The sequence below is a fragment of the Kribbella capetownensis genome (assembly GCF_004331485.1).
Lineage (GTDB): Bacteria > Actinomycetota > Actinomycetes > Propionibacteriales > Kribbellaceae > Kribbella > Kribbella capetownensis.
The window spans coordinates 1-18,579 of sequence record NZ_SJKD01000001.1 but is presented as its reverse complement, the minus strand read 5'-3'; the positions used below and the strand labels follow the sequence as shown (position 1 = coordinate 18,579).

The following is an 18,579-nucleotide window of genomic DNA, read 5'->3' as shown; positions in this document are numbered from 1 at the left end:
CGGTTCCGGCCGGGATATCCCGTGGAGCTTTCCGACCTGGTGATGACGTACGCCGGCCAGCCGGTTCGGACTGCCCTCGAGATCGGCGCTGGGACCGGCAAGGCGACGCGCTTGTTTGCCGACCGAGGGGTCGCAGTCACCGCGACCGAGCCCGACGATGCCATGCTCGCCGAGCTGCGTAGGCATGTGCCGGCGCACGTCACGGCTGTGCGAGCCGCCTTCGAGGAGCTGAGATCGGGGCAGCGGTACGGGCTTGTCTATGCGGCTGCGGCGCTGCACTGGACGAACCCAGACGGCCGGTGGTCGCGCATCGCCGGGCTACTGGAGCCGGGTGGCGTCTTCGCGTCGTTCGCGGGGCCGGTCGGGCTGGCTGAGCCGGCGGTGGAGGAAGCGGTTCGCGCGGCCCGGGCGCCGTTCTTGGAGGCCGACGACATTCCGTCTCCGGATGGAACGCCTCCCGACCATGAGATGCAGTGGCCGGGCACGGAGCTCCAACGGTCTGAGTGGTTCAGCGACGTTCGGCAGGTGGTGATCGAGCGGCGCTGGACGATGAGTGCGGGTGACTACGTCGGCCTTCTGTCGACGATCTCGGCGTACCTCGAACTGCCGGCCGCGGTCCGAGAGCAGGTATACCGCGAGATCTTGCGGGTGCTGCCGGAGACAGTCGCGATCGCCGCCGACATCACCGTTCACCTCGCGCGCGGGCGCTCTCAGTCATAGCTCCTGAGATCCTCGAGGGCGCGCTTCTCGCCGTGGTCGTAGATGATCGAACTGCGGAACTGCACGACCTCACGTCGACTGCTCAGCTTGTCCACCAAGAACGAGTGCAGGCCTTGGATGTCCGGCACTCCGACGTGCACGAGGAAGTCGTCTCCGCCGGCCAGAACGAAGACGGCCATCGTTTCGGGCATCGCCAGTACGTCGCGACGGAACGTGGCGATGAGATCGCGGCTGAGTGGGCGGACCTGGGCGAAGACCATGGCCTGGACCGCGCGGCCGAGGTTCGGCAGGTCCACGGCGGCATGGAATCCGGTGATGATCCCGCGAGACTGAAGCCGGCGGATGCGTTCGGAGCAGGTCGATGGAGCGACGCCGACGATCTCTGCAAGGTCGCGCATCGGGACGCGGGCGTTGCGCTGCAACTCCCGGACGATGTCCCGATCCGTTCGATCGAGGTTCGAATCTGTGGCCATCTGCCGAACATATCGCCGATCCGCGCCGTACCGGCTGGGTCTGTGCAACGGTCATGCCCATGCATCAATCAATTCAACGATCTGAGGTGACGCCGGTGCGTGTGGTTCTCACCGTCAAGACCGGCCTCCCACTCGTGCACGCGGTGAACGCCGCCACGGTTCTGGGCGCGAGCGTCGGTGCCGCCGCGAGTCTTCCCCTCGGCCCGGCCGGCAACGATGCCTCCGGCACCCGGTATCCCGGCATCGTCACGACCCCCGTGCCGATCCTGCACGCCCCCGCAGAGGAGCTGACGTCCTTGTTCCGGACCGCGAACTCCGACGACGAACTCACAGTCCTCTGCCTCACCGAGACAGCACGCCAAGCCCGAACGTACGACGACTACCTCACCACCCTGGCCACCACGAACGCCGCCGACAGCAACATCATCGGCCTCGTCATCGCCGGCCCAAGAAGCAAAGTCACCAAACTGACCAAGCGCCTACCCCTCCTCGGCACCACCTGACCGCCATGTCCCGCTGTGGTTTGAGGCGGCGGAGAGGGTCTCGGCCCACTCGGCGGACCACCGGACGAGCGGGCGCAGCGCGCGGCGGGCGCCGTGGCCCAGTTCGGTGAGGGCGTAGGTGGTGTCCGGCTGCTGCTCGACGAGGGCGGCGTCGAGCAGTTCGGTCAGCCGTTGCCGCAGCACGCTGGAGGACATGTTGTCGCAGCGCTCCTGCAATGCACGGAACCCGACCGGCCCGTCTCGCAGTTCCCAGACGATCCGCAGGTTCCACCTACGGCCGAACAGGTCGAGGGCGGCCATCACCGGCCGGCCGGTGCTCGAACCTCTGACCGCTCGTCCTGGCCTGGGTGTCGCCATCCGTCGTTCCGTCCCCTCTTGCCGCTTCGATATCAGACACACTATCGTAGCCTCCGCCGATTCGTTTTCCGAAGCATTTGGAGGGGTTGTAATGCACAAGCTGTTGGTCCTGTATCCCGAGCCCACCGATCCCGACCACTTCCGCGACTACTACGTGAGCAAGCACCTCCCGTTGGTCACGCGCATGCCGGGCCTGCTCGCGTACCGCTACAGCTTCGAGGTGGCAGCGACGCAGGGACAGACGCCGTACTTCGCGGTCTTCGAGGCCGACTTCGCTGACGCTGCGGCAATGACCGCGGCGAGGTCGTCTCCGCAGGGCCGGCAGGTGACTGCCGATGTCGCCAACTACGCCACCGGTGGTGTGGTCGTCATGCACTTTCCGGTGCTGAACGGCACCTGCTGACAGGTCCGGGCGCCCGCGGCGTCAGAGTGGGACATGAGAACCGCGACGGATGGAGTATGGCGATGAGCCGCGAATTCCAGGTCACCTTCGACGCGCACGACCCGCGGGCGCTGTCGTACTTCTGGCGCGACGTACTGGGCTACGTTCACCCCGGGCCGCCTGGTGTCGAACTGCCCGAGGGCGCCGACCCGCTGGCGGCGTGGGACGAGTTCCTCGAGCGCGTCGGCGTACCGGAGGATCAGCGCAACACCCGCTCGGCCCTCGAAGACCCGGACGAAAACGGCCCACGGCTGTTCTTCCAGCAGGTGCCCGAGGACAAGGCCGCCAAGAACAGAGTCCACCTCGACGTCCGAGCAGCTCCCGGCCTCGAAGGCGACGAACGCATGGCAGCCCTCGAGGCCGAGTGCGCCCGCCTGGTCGCCCTGGGAGCCCACCGAGTACGCCGCTTCGACCCCCAACCGCCCCTGGCTCTCGGCACCATCACCATGACCGACCCAGAAGGCAACGAATTCTGCCTGGACTAAGCCCTAGGTGGTGCAGACCGGGGCTGGGGTGGACTGTTTGGTGAGGAGGAAGTGGTCCGTCGCTTCGCGGGCGCAGGCGGAGGTGTAGTAGGAGGTGTGGCCGTCGCCGAGGCGGGAGAGGACGCTGCTGCCGTGGATCTGGGCGGCCAGGCCGAACGCCCACTGGTAGGAGACGGACGGGTCGTGGGTCGCGTGGACGATGAGGGTGGGCACGCCCTTCACGTTCAGGCTGCGCTGGGGGTTGGCGACCTTGAAGGGGTAGCCGATGCACAGGCCGCCCTGCCAGAACTCCGAGGCGCCTTGCAGGTGCGGCGCCAACTGCCGGCCCATCTCGACGCGCTGCCGCATCTCCGCGAAGGTGTGGATGCCGGACACGTAGTCACCGCAGTGATTTGCTATCCGGGAGAACAGGAAGTCGGTCGGACCTCCGGGCGGCGGGAAGGCGAAGAACTGCGCGTCCCCGGCGACGGCCCGCCTGAGGACCTCCGAGAAGACGGGCCAGGACAGCTCTCCCGCGAGGACGTTGGGTGTCTTCGCGACGAGCCAGTTCGGGGTGTTCATCCGGATGTCGTCGCCGGTGACGGGGCGCAGGGCTCCTTCGACCGGGATCGGATTCCGGTCGGCGCTCCGGACGAGGTTGTCGTACACCGCACGGACGTCTTGACCCCGCAGGACGCAGTCGGGAGCGGTGTCACACCAGTCGGCGAACCGCTCGAACGCCTCCTCCACGGTCTTGGCCGCATCGGCGATCAGTTGTACGTCCGGGCTGCTGTGGTCGAGAGCCGCGTCCAGAACCATTGCTCGGGTGTGCTTCGGGAACAGTTGGGCGTACTGCGCTCCGACCTGCGTGCCGTAGGACAGCCCGAGCCAGTTCACCTTCGAGACGCCCAGGGCGATCCGGACCGCCTCGTGGTCGCGGGCCACGCTCACGGTGTCCGCGTGCACGAACAGCGGTCCGGTCTGCTGCAGGCAGCTCCGCGCGAGCGCGCGATTGTGCGCGACCATCGCGTCGAACTCTGCTTGCGTGCGTGGGAAGAACGCGTAGTCAGGGGTCAGCGCCGGTACGCCGCAGCGGATCGGCGTACTGCCACCGACGCCTCTCGGATCGAGGCCGACGATGTCGAACCGAGCCCGCAACGTCGCGGAGAAGTAGGTCTCGGCGGCGATGACGTTGTCGACCGCGCCGTCGCCCGGACCACCGGGGTTGTAGAACAGCGTGCCGATCCGGTGCGCAGGGTCGTCCGCGGGACGGCGAGCCACCGCCACAGTGATCTTCGGACCCCTCGGGGCCGACCAGTCCGCGGGCACGCGCAACGTGCCGCACCGGACCACAGCCGATCCCGGACAAGGCGCGAAGTTGATGTGGTACGGCGAGGTCGCAGTATCGGACTGTGCCGCCGACACGAATGTCGTCGACACCAGCAACCCGGAACCCAGGACGGCCAGTACTTTGCGAATTCGTCGGATATCCATTGGAATCCCCACCCCTGCTGTCGACCCTCCTCGCCACCCAAGACAGAGTCAAGACGACGGTGCAGTCTGGTGAGGTCGCGAACATTTCAACCAAGGAGCTCTCATGGATGTTGGTGTCGGTCTGCCGTCCACGATTCCGGGAATTCGCGCTCGACTGATCCTGGATTGGGCGCAGGCCGCCGAGCAGGCCGGGTTCTCCACCCTGGCGACGCTCGACCGGCTCGTGTACGGGAATCTGGACGCGATACCGGCGCTGGCCGCCGCGGCGGCGGTGACCAGCCGGATCGGTCTGACGACGGCCATCATGATCGGCCCGTTCCGTGGCAACGGCGCCTTGCTGGCCAAGCAACTGGCCACCGTGGATCGTCTGTCCGACGGCCGGTTGACGGTCGGCATCGCGGTCGGAGCGAGGCCGGACGACTTCGAGGCGACGGCATCGCCGTACGAGAAGCGTGGCAAGGCGTTCGACGCGCAACTCGCGGAGATGCGGGCGGTGTGGGCCGGTGAGCCGCGCGGGTACGCCGGTGCGATCGGGCCGGCCCCGGTGCAACCAGGCGGCCCGCCGCTGCTCATCGGTGGTGGCTCTCCCGCCGCCTTCCGCCGGATGACGGAGTACGGCGCCGGCTGGATCCTCGGCGCCGGCGGTCCGGACGCCTTCGCGGCCGCAGCCGACACGGCCAGGAGCGCCTGGCGCGAGGCGGGACGTGAAGGACAGCCGCGCCTGGTCGCCATCGGCTACGTGAGTCTCGGCGACGACGCCGAGGAGCACGCGCGGCGCTACCTCGGCGACTACTACAGCTTCGCCGGCCCGTACGCCGAGCGGATCATCGGCAACGCCCTGACCACCGAACAAGCAGTCGCCGACGCCGTCACCGGCTTCACCGCCGCAGGCTGCGACGAGCTGATCCTGTTCCCCGCCAACCCCGACCCCCACCAGATCAACCTGACCGCCGCCGCAACCGGCCTGACCTGAAGGCCGACCGGGTTCAGCGAGTTCGGGCCACCTTGCGAGAGGCAACGGCCAGGTAGGGGCTCACGACCTCGCGGAACAGGTCGCTGGGTGGGAGTCCCAGTTCGCGGCCGAGCATCTCCTGGAATCGTTGGTAATGGTTGATCGCCTCAACGAGATCGCCATTGTCCAAGTGGGTCTCGACGATCGTGCGGTGCGCGCTCTCGTGCAGCGGTTCGATGCTGATCGCGGCCCGCGCGGCCTGGAGCGCTTCGTGCGTACGTCGTTGCCGTCGGCGCCTAGTTGCGAGGGCGTCGAGCGCGCCCAGCCGCAGGTACTGCAGTCGTTCGCGGGCGGCCAGCACCCAGTCGTCGTACCACCCGGGGAGAAGTTCCGAGGAGTGCAGTACGACGAGAGCGGCGTCTTCGGCCTCGTCGGTGCCGCGGTCGGGGTGGTCGCGGATCAGCAGCTCGGCGCAGTCAAGCAAACGGTCGACGTCCACATCGACGTCGACCGCCAGCGACAGCGAGGAGTCGCCGATCTCGAGTACGGGCGGTACGCCGACATGCCGGTGCCGCAGCCGCCACAGAACCGCGCGAAGACGGGCGGCCGCGACCTCGTCGGTGCAGTCCGGCCAGAGCGTCGCCGCCGTGTGGGTCCGTGCGCAGCGGCCGTTGAGGGCCAGCAGCGCGATGAGGTGCTGCGGACCGGCCGGCAGATCGATCGGTTCGGCCGCGTCGGCCGGCTCGTCGGCAACGGTCAGGAGCCAGTCGCCGAGCAACTGAAGTCGAAATTCGCTCTCTAAGAACGTCCGCACCGCACGGCCTCCCCCTCGGGGATGCGACGGCGCGCGTCAGTCGAGCCTGCCCCCCGGCTGTGTTGCTCGCAGATGTCCCCGCTGTGCGTGACGGCTGAACCACCAATTGCCACGCACTCTCTGAAACATGGGACAGGAATGGCCGGATGTCAAGACTGGCCGCCCGTTCGGTTGACGAACTCTTCGAGCCAGGCGCGGACCTCGCTGTAGACGGCGTCCGGTGAGGTCACTACAGCGGTCGTCTCGGCGTCGGCGCCCAGATCGGGCCGCCGGGTGATGCGCGCCTTGATGCCGGCCAAATCGGTCGGTTCCCGCCAGACCCGGATGACCAGTGCCGCCGCGTCGGGCACGGGCTCGGACTGCGCGTGATCGGTCATGATCCACTCCCCCGGGAGTCATCCGGCCGGCTGCCTGGCGTCGTTCGGGCTCGGGCCACGGGGAGACTCACGATGAGCCCAACGATCCCCGAAGTACGCCGTTACGTCGACCACCGTCTTCTGACAACGCTGTGACAACGCCGGGACAACGCTGTGACAACACCCTGAGGATGCCAACAGGCATCCACTGGCTGTGAGCACCGACAAGGGCGGAGGGGGTGACTCATGAACGAGAAGGTGACAACGGTGGAGCTCGACCTGGAAGAAGTCCAGGTTCTCCCCGAACGTGAGGCGCTGGGTTCATTCAACTTTGCGAACATCACGGCGAACAACACGGCGCTGGCGCTCAACGCAGCATCGCACTTCTCAGCGGCGAAGGCCGTGGCTGTGCAGACGATTTTCGTCCACCAGCACTAGCCGCCGAATCGGGTGTGCGGGCGGCGTTGACCCAGTGCGCCGTCCGCACGCCGCGGGAACGAGGGGGTTTCGATGACGGATCTCGGCAGGATCTCGGGTACGGACGTCGCCGGCCAGTCGGCCGAGCTGCTGCCCATGCGCGAGGCACTGGCACTGATCAACATCACCAACATCACGGCCGTCAACCTGGCGATCGCGGTGAATGCGGGGACGATCGGCTCGACCGCCACGGCCGCCGCACTGCAGCACCTGGCTGCGTTCCAGCGTTAGCTTCTTCGGCGCACGGAACTGGCGGGGGGCCTGCGCCCCCCGCACTGGGGGGACAACCGCATCGTGACAACGACAGAAGACCACCTCCGCGCGGTCCCGGTGCGCGGCGGACCCAGGCCGAGCCGGGTCGGCGGCGTACGCCTGCTCGGGCGGTACGAGGGGTCCGGGTTCCGGGACGAGCGCTATCTGGTCGAACGCGCCGACCGGCAGATGGTTCTGCTGACCAAGCTGCTCTACCTGATCGTGGACAACGCCGACGGACGCTCGTCGACCGATCTGCTGGCGCAGCGGGTGAGCCGCGCGTACGGTCAGCGTCTCGATTCCGACGATCTGGTCCGCCTGATCAACGACAAGCTCGGTCCGTCCGGCCTGGTCGCGCTCTGGAACGGCGCCCCGGTGGGACAGGAGAAGGCGGATCCCCTGCTCGCGTTGAGCGTGCGCGGCGTGCTGCTGCCGCCCGGTGCGGTCCGCACGATCGCACGGATCTTCGCACCGTTGTTCCACCGGCCCGTGATCTTCACGGTCCTGGCGGCCGTGATCGCCTTCGACGTCTGGGTGCTGACCACCCTGGCGGCCTCGGACGTCTTCGCCGCCCTGGTCGATCCGGCCGGGGTGCTGGCCGTCCTGATCTTGTTGCTACTGGCCACGCTCTTCCACGAGTTCGGTCACGCGGCCGGCTGCCGGTACGGCGGCGCCAAGCCCGGACAGATCGGCGTCGGGCTCTACCTCTGGATCCCTGCGTTCTACACGAACGTGACCAGCGCCTACCGGCTCAACCGGGCCGGCCGGCTCCGGACCGATCTGGGCGGCGTCTACTTCAACGCGGTCTACATCGTGGTCGCGGCCGGGATGTACCTGTGGACCGGATGGGCGCCCCTGCTCGCGGTGATCGCGCTGTCCCACCTGGAGATCATCCAGCAACTGCTGCCGGTGGTCCGGTTCGACGGGTACTACATTCTCGGCGACCTGGCCGGCGTACCGAATCTCTTCGGGCATGTCCGGCCCATTCTGGTGAGCCTTCTGCCGGGTCGCCGCAACGATGCCGGGGTGGCGACGCTGCGGTTCCGTACCCGGATCGTGGTCACGACCTGGGTGCTGGTCACCGTCCCCGCCCTGCTCATCGGTCTGGGCCTCCTGACCTGGAACGCCCCTGGCTACCTCGCCGGGTTCTGGGATCGCTCGAGTGAGTTGTGGGCCGGCGTACGAACACTCGTCGCGGCAGGGCAGATCGGCGCAGCGACGCTCGCGCTGCTGTCTCTGCTGGCGATCGCGCTCCCGATCGTCGGGCTGAGCGTCGTACTCGTCCGATCCCTGCTGCACGTCGTACGCGCGGTTCGAACCCGGCAGACCCCGCCGTCGCCGGCCGAGGAGGAACCGATGGACCACATCAGCGGCGCGACCGGTGCTGCCCTGTTCACCGAGGACAAGATGCTCCGCCGGCGGGTGACGCCACCCCGGAACGGATGGCGGCACAGCCTGTACTTCGTCTCGAGTGGCCGGATCAACGTCGGGCCCAGCCTCGCCGAGCAGCGCGAGCTGGAGCGGATCGACCGGGTCCGTACGGCGCTGCGCGGCCCGCGCAGAGTGGTCACCTTGAGCCGCAAGGGCGGGGCTGGAAAGACCACGACTACGCTGATGCTGGGTCACACGCTCGCGATGCACCGAGGCGACCGAGTGGTCGCGCTCGACGCGAACCCTGACGCCGGCTCGCTCATCTACCGGGTCCGCCGGGAGTCCCCGGCCACGGTGACCAACCTCCTGGGCGAGCGCGATCTGATCACGAAGTACGCCGATCTGCGCGAGTACACCTCGCAGGCACCGAGCCGGCTCGAGGTGATCGCGTCCGATGACGACCCGACCATCAGCCAGGCGCTCGGCGACCGGGACTACCGCGCCGTGCTCGACCTGCTCACCCAGCACTACAACCTGATCCTGGTCGATACCGGCACCGGCATCCTGGACGGCGCCATTCAGGGCATCCTGCGGGAGGCTGACCAGATCGTCGTCGTGATGCCACCGGCACTCGACGGCGCCCGGGTCGCGGCCGGGACGCTGGACTGGCTGGACCAGCACGGGCACGCCGACCTGGTGTCGTCCGCGGTGGCCGTGATCAACACGACCAGAGGCAAGCCGCGCTGGCTCCAGCTCGACGAGATCGAGAACCACTTCAACAGTCGCTGCGCCGGGACGGTCCGCATCCCGTGGGACCCGGCGCTGGACAGCGGAGCAGCGGTCGGCCTCGACGACTTGCGCTCCGCAACCCGCGATGCGTACCTGGAACTGGCCGAACTGGTCGCCGGCGGCTTCACCACGAACCGCTGGAGTCCCGTGTCGGTGGTTGATCCGTCCCTGACAGGCGAAGGAGCCTCATGAACCTCAGCCGGCGACTCCAAGCGATCACCGTCGTTGCGTCCCTCGTCATGGGCGCGAGCGTCCTCACGTTCCGCAGCGGCCAGGACTTCGACCTGGTCGCGTCCGCCAACCCTGCGACGGCCGGCAGCTCGGACACCGACCGGACCGCCATGTTCGAACGTGCCCGCGGCAAGCGAGCCCAGGCAGATGCCGTGGCCACCGCAACGGCGACCTGCGACTCGTGCAGCGCCAGCGCTTCGGCAGTGCAGGTCATCTACGTGAACAAGGCCAAGAAGCGTACGGCGGACAACGTCGCGAACGCCTGGTCGAGTTGCAGCAACTGCCGAGCGACCAGCGTGTCCGTGCAGGTTGTCGTGGTCCGTCCCGGTGCGACGGTCACGGCTCGAAACCGTGCCTTCGCGGTCAACGCGGCCTGTTCCGGCTGCACGACCTCGGCCGTCGCGGTGCAGATCGTCGTTGTCACCAGCAAGCACCGCGCGTTCTCGCGGCACGGCCGGCAACAGCTCGAGGCGATGGCGCGAGAACTCGAGGCCCAGCTTTCGACCGGCAGCAAGGCGGCGCGCCTCACCGCGACGAAGAACAGCGGTGGGCTTGCCGATATCGAAGCGCTGGTTCGCAAGGAGCTGAAGCCGACCAGCCTGAAGCCACAACTGACCGTCAAAACCGGATGACCGGAGGCCCCCGATGTCTGCCCGCCGATGGACCGCCCTCGCGGTCGCACTTGTGGTCCCGCTGGTGCTGACCGGCTGCGAACCGATCAAGACCACGCCCGGCACCAGCACCGGTGGCAGCAGCAGCGGGAGCGGGAGTGCGAAGGGGAAGGGGAAGGGGAAGACCAGCACGCAGTCGGGTGCCACCGTCCGGATCACGGCGTCGAAGAAGACCTGCTGGGCGGGCCGGATCGGCGCGACGAGCAAGAAGGGCTGTGGATCCGCCACGTTCCAGGTCAAGGCCTCGAACGGTTCCTACACCGTCAACCTGCACAAGACCAAGGGCGCCGACGGCCTCTCCGTCGTACTGGTTGTCAGCGGCAAGAAAGTCGACAGCGGCAAGATCAGCAGCAGCTCAACCGCCGTGTCCATCAGCTACGCCGGCAACTGACCCCGCCGTGACAGTGGTGAGTGCGTCGGCGAGTGAGCCGCGCCAGCAGACGTAGTCGTGGCCGCCGTTGTACTCCGTGTACGTCACGTCGTAGCCCTTGCTGCGCAGGATGGTTCGAAAGTGGCGGTTCGCGACCACCATGGAGGGGCCGTCGTCAGGGGTTGAACCGCGTTCCTGCAGGCCGACCTCGAGGTAGAGCCGCACGGGCTGTCGTTCGGTCTCGGCGTACTGGCGGGTCAGCCACTCGTGTTCGTGGTCGTCGTCGGGGCTCCACCAGAACGATCCCGACTGCGAGATCACAGTGCCGAAGATGTCCGGGCGGTTGAGTGCCGCGAACGCGGCCGCCTGACCGCCGTGGCTCTGACCCGCCACGATCGTGCGCGCGGGATCGGTCGTGATCCGGTACTGCTCGCGAGCCCAGGGCAGCAGTTCGTCGGTCAGGTACTTCAGGAAGGGTTTGCCGCAGGGGAGTTCCCGGTTGCGGACTTCCTGGGTCAGGCTGTCGACGAGGACGGCCACCGTCGGCGGGATGCGGCCGTCGTCGATGAGGTTGTCCAGGATCGTGGGGAACGGGATCGGGCCGCGTACGACGTCGCCGTCGAACAGCACGAGCAACGGATACGGTTCGTCGTTCGGCCGATAGCCGTGCGGGGTGTAGACCCAGATGCGGCGCTCGTTGCCGAGGATCTCGCTCCGGTGCAGATGCTGGACGAGCTCGCCGGGCTTGACGTCGGGCCGTGGCGCGAGCCACGGCTGAGCAGGCGCGGCCGATAGCTCGATCAACGACACCACGGTCTCGTCGGAGTCAAGGAATTCGTCCGCGGGATAGACGAACGTTGCCGGGTTGAGTGGATCGGTGAACCACTTCGCCGTACGTTCCTGCCAGTCCTCCGCCTTGGCCGCAGCACTGTCCACGTCATCGACCGCCAGCCGGTAGGTACAGCGCAGATCAGCGCGGACCCGGCAGGTCAGGTACCAGACGTCGGTGCCGTCCAGGTGGTGCATCTGGTTGTCTGGCGCATCCCATCCTGCTGGGCCGCCGAACACCGAGACGCCGGTGACAGGCTCGCTCGAACGGTAGAGGAATGTCAGCCATACATCGTCGTCGTCATCCAGCACAGGCTCCACCAGTGGTGCACCCTGCTCGGTGACGTCGGCCCAGAACTCCTCAGTTCCGGCCGGATCAAGCTTCTGCAGACGTGGACTGTTGATCTCGTCGGCCATGCATCTCCCTTCGGCGTCGTCCCACCGTAGGTCAATCCCAGCTCACCGGCGCCTCGACCGCCAGCCACCCCGTGTCGTGGGGTGGCGCCGACATCGAACGGCTCCGAGACGACGACGGCCGGTCTGCAACTACCACCGCCATCGACCACGGTTCGATCAGACGGCGTTTGGGCCGCGGAACTTGCGGACATCTTGCGCACAGCGGCAGGCGACCGCGACCTTTGCGGCCCACTCCAGGGCTGCCTCCCGGGTGGGTACGTCGACGATGAAGATGCCACCGATGAGCTCCTTGCTCTCCGGGTACGGGCCGTCGATGACCATCGCGTCAACGTCCACCACGGCGTGCTCCACGTCGCCGTCGTCGTAACTCAGACCATCGGAGAAGACGAACACGCCGGCATCCTCGGCCTCCTGGCACACCGCGCGGGCGGCCGCGCCCACCTCAGCGAAGTCCTCCTCGGGAATATGGTCCATCGCGTCCTTCTCGAACGAGATCAGGTACTTCGGCATCTCATGACTCCTTGTCCCGGCGGCCAGTCTCCGGCTGCCTGTCACCCGTGCAACGAACGCCGCACCGTGGATCCGACAGGCCACCGGCAGAAATCTCACGGGACCTCTGCCGGCCGCGATCGGTCACGCGCTCACGGCTGCCTTCGGAGTGTTTGTGTGGTCCATCTTTCTCCAGGTCGGGAAGATGACGGGGCAGAGTGTGGCGAGGAGGTAGGCACCGCCGACAGTCAGCATCGCCGTGAACAGGCCGGCCGAGTCGACCATGAATCCCGCGGCGAGGCCGCCGAGTGGAGTGATCGTCAGGAACGAGGCGGTTGTTGCGCTGAGCACCCGGCTGCGCAGTTCCTCCGGCACTGTCTCGTACATGACCGAGGCCATGATGGGGTTGAGCACACCGCAGGCGAGGCCCTCGATCGACATCATCACGGCCAACGGCGCGAAGTGGTCGGTGCAGGCAGCCACGACGAAGCGCGGCGTACCGACGATGAGAAACGCGACCGTGAACACCGGCCACCGCCGCCAGCGGCTGCCCACCGCTCCGTAGACCAGCGCGCTCGTCAGCGCGCAGATCCCGAACGATGCCTCCAGCAACCCGAGATCGACTGAGCCGCCGAGCCTTTCGCGTGCGTGGACCGGGAGGAGTACGGCGCTCCACGCCTGGTCGAGGCCCCTGGTGGCCAGCGTCATGAGGCAGATGCCCAGAAGCAGCGGCGTCGCCGCCACGAACCGGTATCCCTCACCCAGCTCGCGGCGATACACACGCAGCGACGTCGGCTCGCCGCGCGACTGAGGCCCGGCTTCGGGTAGGTCGCGCAACCCGTACAAGAGAATGAACGCGGACACCGCGTAGGTCCCGGCGTCCAGCAGCAGGACGTTCTCGGATCCCAGTACCGCGACCAGGATGCCGCCGAGTGCCGAGCCGATCAGTCCCGCGAACCGCGAGGCGCCGTCGTACAGCCCGGCTGCCCGAGTCAGCGGCATCGCAGCACGTTTCGCGAGTGAGGGCAACAGTACGCCGCGGGCCGTCTGGCCAGGAGCGTGGAACAGCCCGGTCACGGCCATCAGCCCACAGAGCATCCAAAACTGCAGTACCCCGGCGAGCTGAAGCAGCGGGACCATGGCGACAGCCGCGCCACAGACGAGGTCCGACGTGACACTCACCCGCCGGCGCCCGATCCGGTCGATGACCGGACCACCGACGATCGCGGCGAGTACGACGGGCAGCAGTGTGCAGAACGCGACGATCCCGGCCTTGGTGGCGCTGCCGGTGCTCTGCAGTACGAACCACGGCACGCCGATGCCCGTCAGGCAGTTCCCGGTGATCGAAACGATGTTGGCGGCAAGGACTGTGGTCAGCGGGCGGCGACTACGGGCGAAGGAGTCTTCGTACATCAAGGTGGTCTCCCATGAGGGAACGCGCCCACCGTGAACGAAGCAGGTCAGCCGGTGGGCGAAGCGAAGTGGTCAGCTTCTGGCGCGCACAGCAAGGCGCACCGCACAGATGCGGTGTTCACGAGCGGCGCCTCCAATCCACTCCGCCGAGCTGGCCACCCGGCACCGTGACGCAGTATCAGCCCCGGCCCCGGCCCTCCGCAACGACAAATCTGGCGGCGGGAGACGCGGATCACAGCCTGGTTGGCTCACAGTTGCCTAGGCTGTCTCGTCGGCTGGGCACACCGACCGGCGCCTAGCGTGCATCAGGATTACGGGGGACAGCGATGCCGACCAGCGAGTGGACCTTGGCCAACGATGACTATGGCTCGCAATCGCGCTCCAGGCGCATTCGGATGTTCATCGGCTTTGGTCTGGTGGCGTTGATGGGCGTTGCCGTCGTGCTCTACCTGACCGGTGTGGTGGGAGGGGGCGCCTTGAAGAGTTACAAGACCAGCGTCGACTGCCAGGTGAACACCGTCGGATCGCAGGGCACGGTAACGATCAACGGCACGATTTCAGGTGACGCGACGAGCTACTCGGTGACCGTCGAGGTCCTGGATGCAACCTCGCAGCAGAGGATCGGCGGTCAGACCTTCGAGGTTCGCGGTACGACGACCTTCGGAGGAACCACTCCGGCGGAGGCTCCGATCGGAGCGGCAGGCATTGAATGCAAGATCGTCAAGGTGGCCTAGCGGTGAGATCAACGACGCCGTACGCCGGGTGAAACCGTCGGCCCGGACCGACGGACTGTAGCCAGTACCCCGATGGCGATGGCGATCGCCACTGTCGGCACCTGAAGTAGGAAACCCCGCAGGTCGTCGAAGCTGGAGATGACGTCCCCACCGACCATCGCCGTGAAGCCACGGAGCCCGAGCCCGCCGACAGTGAGCACGAAGAATCCACCGACCAGCAGGAGCAGGCGCGGTGGCCGGTGGTTCGGCGCCGACAGGAGGTTCGCGACGGCGCCGAGCGCGATCCCCGCGATGAGCGTTCCGGTGACGTCGCCTCCCAGCCTGGTGACACCTTGCTGAAGCAGGTACGTGCCGATGACGGTCGGTACCAGCCATGGCACCATGCTCGGGTACCCGTTGAAGGCCAGCACCAGGCCGCACGAGAACGGTATCCAGGCCAGCACGACCACCACGAACGGCAGCTCGGGCACCACGACCGTCTCGGCCAATGCCTGCTCGCGGCCGGTCAGCTGGGCGGCACCGACGATGCCGACGACGAGCATGCCGAGCACGAACGCGGCGTACACCAGCCGTACGGCGCCGGCGCTGAGGTGCCCGCTCACCAGCTCGGCGGCGGCCGCGGACAGGTAGTCCCCGGGAACGACAACGAACAGCGCCGGTACGACGACCAGCACGACACCGGACACCGACGTCAGCCCGTCGAGCAGGGTCGCCGCGAGGACCGTCAGGAGGAACGCCGCGACGAACGGCAGCAACGGTTCGAAGCGGCGGTGCTCGAAGAACACCATGAGCACGCCCATGACGGCACCTAGCAGCGCCGACGTGGCGAGCTCGGACCAGGTGGCCACGACGCTGGGCGCGAAGCCCGCCGCGAAGAGCACGACACCGAGGACGCGCAACCAGGCCGGCCATCGTGGCGGGCGGGCGGCAAGTTCGTCGACGCGACGCAGGGCGTCCGCCGGGCCCAGTCCCGCCTCGATGTCCGCGACGAGCACCTTGAGGTCGGCCACCTGGTCCAGCCGGGAAAGGCCCGGCGCGGAGCGTACGACGGCGACCGTTGGAGCGCCCGGCGAGGCGAGCAGCACCTGCTCAGGCAGGACCAGGAGTGTGACGTCGATCCGGAACGCTCCTGAGACGCACGCGACGTACTTCTCGAGCATCTCGACACCTTCACCGCTGGATGCCAGCAGGAGCTTGGCGATCCTGACTGTCACCGCGAACGATTCGGGCGGGCTCATGCGTTGGCCTGCTCGGGCGAAGTCAGGTGGCTCGATCGGCGACGGGGGTCGCCGACGTGGGGAGCGTGTGAGTGTGGGCCGCGGCTGCGGCGGCCGCGTCCTGCAGGGTGCCGCGCGCAGTGGAGTGCCGTCCCATGACTACGGCCATCAGGAGTCCTGCGGCACTGATCGCCGCCATCACCCACGATGCGGCGCTCAGCCCGGAAGCCAGGGCATCGCCCTTCGCGGCACCTGCGGCGGTTTGATCAGCTATCACGCTGCCGTAGATGGTGGCCGCGAGGGCCGTGGCCACGGCGGCGCCGACGTACCGGGCCATGTTGGAGACGCCTGAGGCAGCGCCCACCTGGTTCTCCGCCACGCAGGCGGTCGACGCCGACGAAGCAGGTCCGTTGGACAGCCCCATACCGACGGCGATGGCGATCAGCGGAAGGATGAAAGCGGCGTACCTCCAGTCCGACTGGACGAACCCCACGGCGGCGAACCCGATGGCGGTGAGGAGGAATCCCGCCGCGATGACCTGCCTGCCACCCACGCGCGAAGCGAGTCGCGGGACCAGGGGCGCGATCGCGACGAGCCCGGCCGTCGCCGGGAGAGTGGCGAGACCAGCTTGCAGGGGCGTGAAGCCCAAGCTGGCGGGATCCTGGAAGTAGAGGCTGAGCAGGTACATCAGTCCGTTGATGGTGCCCGCGCCGATGAGGATGGCGATGGTCGCGCCGACCAGGATGCGGTTGCGTAGCAGGGCCAGATCGAGGAGAGGAACCTTGACGCGACCCTCGATGACGACGAAGAGGTAGCCGGAGACAACGGAGATCACGAAGCAGCCGATGGTGGCGACAGACGCCCATCCCCAAGCGCTGCCCTTGCTGAGGGCAAGGATCAGCGGGGCGAGCGTCAGGGCGACGAGCAGGGTGCCCGCATAGTCGATCGAACGGGAGCGGTTGGGATCGCGCGACTCCGACACGGTGAAGTAGGTAAGAACCATGCAGAGGACGGCGACGACCGCGTCGACCCAGAACAGGCCTTGCCACCCGGTGGTGTCAACGAGTACGCCGCCGAGCAGCGGACCCAGCGCCGCCCCCACCGCGGCGGCTGCTCCCCACAGCGACACCGCACGTAGCTGTTCAGAACCAGTATTGGCCACCGAGAGCAGGCTGAGTCCGCACGCCAGGATGGTCGCGCCGGCGGCTCCTTGGATGACTCGCCCGGCGATCACCATTCCACCGCTGCTCGACAGCGCAATGAGCACGCAGGATGCGACGAACACCAGCAGACCGAGTTGGAAGATCCTCTTGCGACCGAAGACATCTCCCATGGAGCCCGACGTCACGATGACCGCGGCACCGACCAGTGAATAGCCCGTCACCGCCCACTGGAGCGTCGTGACGCCCATGCCGGTGTCCTCGCTGATCGCGGGAAGAAGGATGCTGACGGCGGACGTGTTCGCATTGACGACCAGCGTCGACAGGCAAGTGGCGGCAAGCACGCCGGTCGCGCGCGTCTGAGTCGGGGCCTCACTCATATCCGGTCACGCTAATTCGCCGGCCGGACCCCTCGCCTCACCCGCCCCGGACGAGATGCAGTGGACGCCCTCCTCAGAGGGCATCGGCAGGTCTAGAGTCACGAGAATGACTGCGACACCGATCCTGCCGACCTCGCTGGTGGGCAGCTACGCCCAGCCGGACTGGCTGATCGACCGGGCCAAGCTCGCCGGCCGCTTCCCTCCGCGGGTGCGGGCGAGAGAGCTGTGGCGGGTGCAGCCGGAGTACCTCGCGCAGGCGCAAGACGACGCGACGTTGCTGGCCATCCGCGCCCAGGAGGCGGCGGGACTCGACATCATCACCGACGGAGAGATGCGGCGCGAGTCGTACAGCAACCACTTCGCCACCGCCCTCGAGGGAATCGATCTCGACAACCCTGGTACGGCGCTCGACCGCAGCGGGCATCCCAACCCGGTGCCGCGGATCGCCGGCCCGATCGTGCGGTCGCACCCCGTCGGCGTACGCGATCTGGAGTTCCTGAAGGCGAACACCGATCACACGGTCAAGATGACCGTGCCGGGTCCGTTCACGATGTCGCAGCAGGCGCAGAACGACCACTACCCCGACCTCGCGTCGGCAGCTCTGGCGTACGCAGCCGCGGTCAATGCCGAGATCAAGGACCTGCATGCCGCCGGCGCCGACCTGGTCCAGATCGACGAACCGTACATGCAGGCACGGCCTGAGGCGGCCCGGGAGTACGGCCTCACCGCGCTCAACGCCGCGCTCGACGGCGTCACCGGCACGACCGCCGTACACATCTGCTTCGGGTACGCCGCGATCATCCACGAACGGCCCGAGGGGTACTCGTTCCTCCCCGAGTTGGCCGGCTGCTCGGCCGACCAGATCTCGATCGAGACCGCACAGTCGGGTCTCGATCTCGGCGTCCTGACGGACCTCAGCGAGAAGACCGTCATCCTGGGCGTCATCGACCTGGCGGACCACGAGGTCGAGTCCGCCGAATTGGTCGCTGATCGGGTCCGCCGTGCCTTCGCCTACACCTCGCCGGACCGGATCACCATCGCCACGGACTGCGGGATGAAGTACCTCCCGCGCGCGAGTGCGGAGGGAAAGATGCGCGCCATGGCCGGCGCAGCATCGATCCTGCGCGCCGAGCTCACCTGACTCACTCAGCTGTCGTACTGGATATCAGGTGGATTTGTGGCGGGCGCCGCCTTCGATGTGGACC

General features: G+C 67.7%; 22 protein-coding genes. 12 read left to right on the top strand and 10 right to left on the bottom strand.

Annotated elements, in window-relative coordinates:
- Nucleotides 1-21 precede the first annotated feature (21 nt).
- A complete protein-coding gene (locus E0H75_RS00110; protein WP_238162728.1) occupies nucleotides 22-720 on the top strand; it encodes a class I SAM-dependent methyltransferase in 699 nt (232 codons plus the stop codon).
- Here E0H75_RS00110 and E0H75_RS00105 read toward each other — a convergent pair.
- Nucleotides 711-1,193 carry an Lrp/AsnC family transcriptional regulator gene (locus E0H75_RS00105; protein WP_131510988.1) on the bottom strand — a complete coding sequence of 161 codons (483 nt, stop codon included), beginning with the start codon at nucleotides 1,191-1,193 and terminating at the stop codon, nucleotides 711-713. The two genes, E0H75_RS00110 and E0H75_RS00105, sit on opposite strands and share 10 nt — an antisense overlap.
- 95 nt (nucleotides 1,194-1,288) lie before the next feature.
- Here E0H75_RS00105 and E0H75_RS00100 point away from each other — a divergent pair, with 95 nt between their 5' ends.
- Nucleotides 1,289-1,696 carry a DUF2000 domain-containing protein gene (locus E0H75_RS00100; RefSeq protein ID WP_165553328.1) on the top strand — a complete coding sequence of 136 codons (408 nt, stop codon included), beginning with the start codon at nucleotides 1,289-1,291 and terminating at the stop codon, nucleotides 1,694-1,696.
- Here E0H75_RS00100 and E0H75_RS00095 read toward each other — a convergent pair.
- A complete protein-coding gene (locus E0H75_RS00095; protein ID WP_202872781.1) occupies nucleotides 1,673-2,053 on the bottom strand; it encodes a winged helix-turn-helix transcriptional regulator in 381 nt (126 codons plus the stop codon). The two genes, E0H75_RS00100 and E0H75_RS00095, sit on opposite strands and share 24 nt — an antisense overlap.
- A gap of 91 nt (nucleotides 2,054-2,144) precedes the next feature.
- Here E0H75_RS00095 and E0H75_RS00090 point away from each other — a divergent pair, with 91 nt between their 5' ends.
- Complete coding sequence (locus E0H75_RS00090) at nucleotides 2,145-2,456, top strand: EthD family reductase (RefSeq protein WP_131510986.1); 312 nt, start codon at nucleotides 2,145-2,147, stop codon at nucleotides 2,454-2,456.
- Nucleotides 2,457-2,518: 62 nt separating this feature from the next.
- A complete protein-coding gene (locus tag E0H75_RS00085; protein ID WP_131510985.1) occupies nucleotides 2,519-2,980 on the top strand; it encodes a VOC family protein in 462 nt (153 codons plus the stop codon).
- 3 nt (nucleotides 2,981-2,983) lie between these two features.
- Here E0H75_RS00085 and E0H75_RS00080 read toward each other — a convergent pair whose 3' ends face one another.
- Complete coding sequence (locus E0H75_RS00080; RefSeq protein WP_131510984.1) at nucleotides 2,984-4,453, bottom strand: alpha/beta fold hydrolase; 1,470 nt, start codon at nucleotides 4,451-4,453, stop codon at nucleotides 2,984-2,986.
- Nucleotides 4,454-4,556: 103 nt separating this feature from the next.
- Here E0H75_RS00080 and E0H75_RS00075 point away from each other — a divergent pair, with 103 nt between their 5' ends.
- On the top strand, nucleotides 4,557-5,426 hold the full coding sequence (locus E0H75_RS00075) for an LLM class flavin-dependent oxidoreductase (protein WP_131510983.1): 870 nt from the start codon (nucleotides 4,557-4,559) through the stop codon (nucleotides 5,424-5,426).
- Between the two features lie 13 nt (nucleotides 5,427-5,439).
- Here E0H75_RS00075 and E0H75_RS00070 read toward each other — a convergent pair whose 3' ends face one another.
- Entirely contained in the window at nucleotides 5,440-6,219 is a 780-nt protein-coding gene (locus E0H75_RS00070) for an AfsR/SARP family transcriptional regulator (RefSeq protein ID WP_131510982.1), read from the bottom strand.
- Nucleotides 6,220-6,368: 149 nt separating this feature from the next.
- Nucleotides 6,369-6,596 carry a hypothetical protein gene (locus E0H75_RS00065; RefSeq protein WP_131510981.1) on the bottom strand — a complete coding sequence of 76 codons (228 nt, stop codon included), beginning with the start codon at nucleotides 6,594-6,596 and terminating at the stop codon, nucleotides 6,369-6,371.
- Between the two features lie 225 nt (nucleotides 6,597-6,821).
- Here E0H75_RS00065 and E0H75_RS00060 point away from each other — a divergent pair, with 225 nt between their 5' ends.
- From E0H75_RS00060 to E0H75_RS00040, 5 genes are all read left to right on the top strand, one after another.
- Nucleotides 6,822-7,013 (top strand): hypothetical protein, encoded by a 192-nt coding sequence (locus E0H75_RS00060; protein ID WP_131510980.1) that lies wholly within the window; start codon nucleotides 6,822-6,824, stop codon nucleotides 7,011-7,013.
- A 72-nt stretch (nucleotides 7,014-7,085) separates the two neighbouring features.
- A complete protein-coding gene (locus E0H75_RS00055) occupies nucleotides 7,086-7,283 on the top strand; it encodes a hypothetical protein (RefSeq protein ID WP_202872780.1) in 198 nt (65 codons plus the stop codon).
- A 63-nt stretch (nucleotides 7,284-7,346) separates the two neighbouring features.
- Nucleotides 7,347-9,656, top strand: a complete 2,310-nt coding sequence (locus E0H75_RS00050) for a MinD/ParA family ATP-binding protein (protein WP_131510979.1) — start codon at nucleotides 7,347-7,349, stop codon at nucleotides 9,654-9,656.
- Nucleotides 9,653-10,327, top strand: a complete 675-nt coding sequence (locus E0H75_RS00045; RefSeq protein ID WP_131510978.1) for a hypothetical protein — start codon at nucleotides 9,653-9,655, stop codon at nucleotides 10,325-10,327. The genes E0H75_RS00050 and E0H75_RS00045 overlap by 4 nt, the downstream gene beginning before the upstream one ends.
- A 13-nt stretch (nucleotides 10,328-10,340) precedes the next feature.
- Nucleotides 10,341-10,757 carry a hypothetical protein gene (locus tag E0H75_RS00040; RefSeq protein WP_131510977.1) on the top strand — a complete coding sequence of 139 codons (417 nt, stop codon included), beginning with the start codon at nucleotides 10,341-10,343 and terminating at the stop codon, nucleotides 10,755-10,757.
- Here E0H75_RS00040 and fes read toward each other — a convergent pair.
- The 3 genes from fes to E0H75_RS00025 form a co-directional block, all read right to left on the bottom strand.
- Nucleotides 10,722-11,981 (bottom strand): enterochelin esterase, encoded by a 1,260-nt coding sequence (fes, locus tag E0H75_RS00035; RefSeq protein WP_131510976.1) that lies wholly within the window; start codon nucleotides 11,979-11,981, stop codon nucleotides 10,722-10,724. The genes E0H75_RS00040 and fes overlap by 36 nt on opposite strands.
- A gap of 156 nt (nucleotides 11,982-12,137) precedes the next feature.
- On the bottom strand, nucleotides 12,138-12,491 hold the full coding sequence (locus E0H75_RS00030; protein WP_131510975.1) for a YciI family protein: 354 nt from the start codon (nucleotides 12,489-12,491) through the stop codon (nucleotides 12,138-12,140).
- A 123-nt stretch (nucleotides 12,492-12,614) separates the two neighbouring features.
- Nucleotides 12,615-13,883 carry an MFS transporter gene (locus E0H75_RS00025; RefSeq protein WP_131510974.1) on the bottom strand — a complete coding sequence of 423 codons (1,269 nt, stop codon included), beginning with the start codon at nucleotides 13,881-13,883 and terminating at the stop codon, nucleotides 12,615-12,617.
- Between the two features lie 326 nt (nucleotides 13,884-14,209).
- Between E0H75_RS00025 and E0H75_RS00020 the strand changes: the two genes are divergently transcribed.
- Complete coding sequence (locus tag E0H75_RS00020; RefSeq protein ID WP_131510973.1) at nucleotides 14,210-14,617, top strand: hypothetical protein; 408 nt, start codon at nucleotides 14,210-14,212, stop codon at nucleotides 14,615-14,617.
- 8 nt (nucleotides 14,618-14,625) lie between these two features.
- On the opposite strand, the gene E0H75_RS00015 is transcribed toward E0H75_RS00020, so the two are convergent.
- Complete coding sequence (locus tag E0H75_RS00015) at nucleotides 14,626-15,855, bottom strand: threonine/serine exporter family protein (RefSeq protein ID WP_131510972.1); 1,230 nt, start codon at nucleotides 15,853-15,855, stop codon at nucleotides 14,626-14,628.
- A 22-nt stretch (nucleotides 15,856-15,877) separates the two neighbouring features.
- The gene (locus tag E0H75_RS00010; protein WP_131510971.1) at nucleotides 15,878-17,374 is read right to left on the bottom strand and encodes an MFS transporter; all 1,497 of its coding nucleotides are present in this window, start codon (nucleotides 17,372-17,374) and stop codon (nucleotides 15,878-15,880) included.
- Between the two features lie 106 nt (nucleotides 17,375-17,480).
- Here E0H75_RS00010 and E0H75_RS00005 point away from each other — a divergent pair, with 106 nt between their 5' ends.
- Nucleotides 17,481-18,515, top strand: a complete 1,035-nt coding sequence (locus E0H75_RS00005) for a 5-methyltetrahydropteroyltriglutamate--homocysteine methyltransferase (protein ID WP_131510970.1) — start codon at nucleotides 17,481-17,483, stop codon at nucleotides 18,513-18,515.
- Nucleotides 18,516-18,579 lie beyond the last annotated feature (64 nt).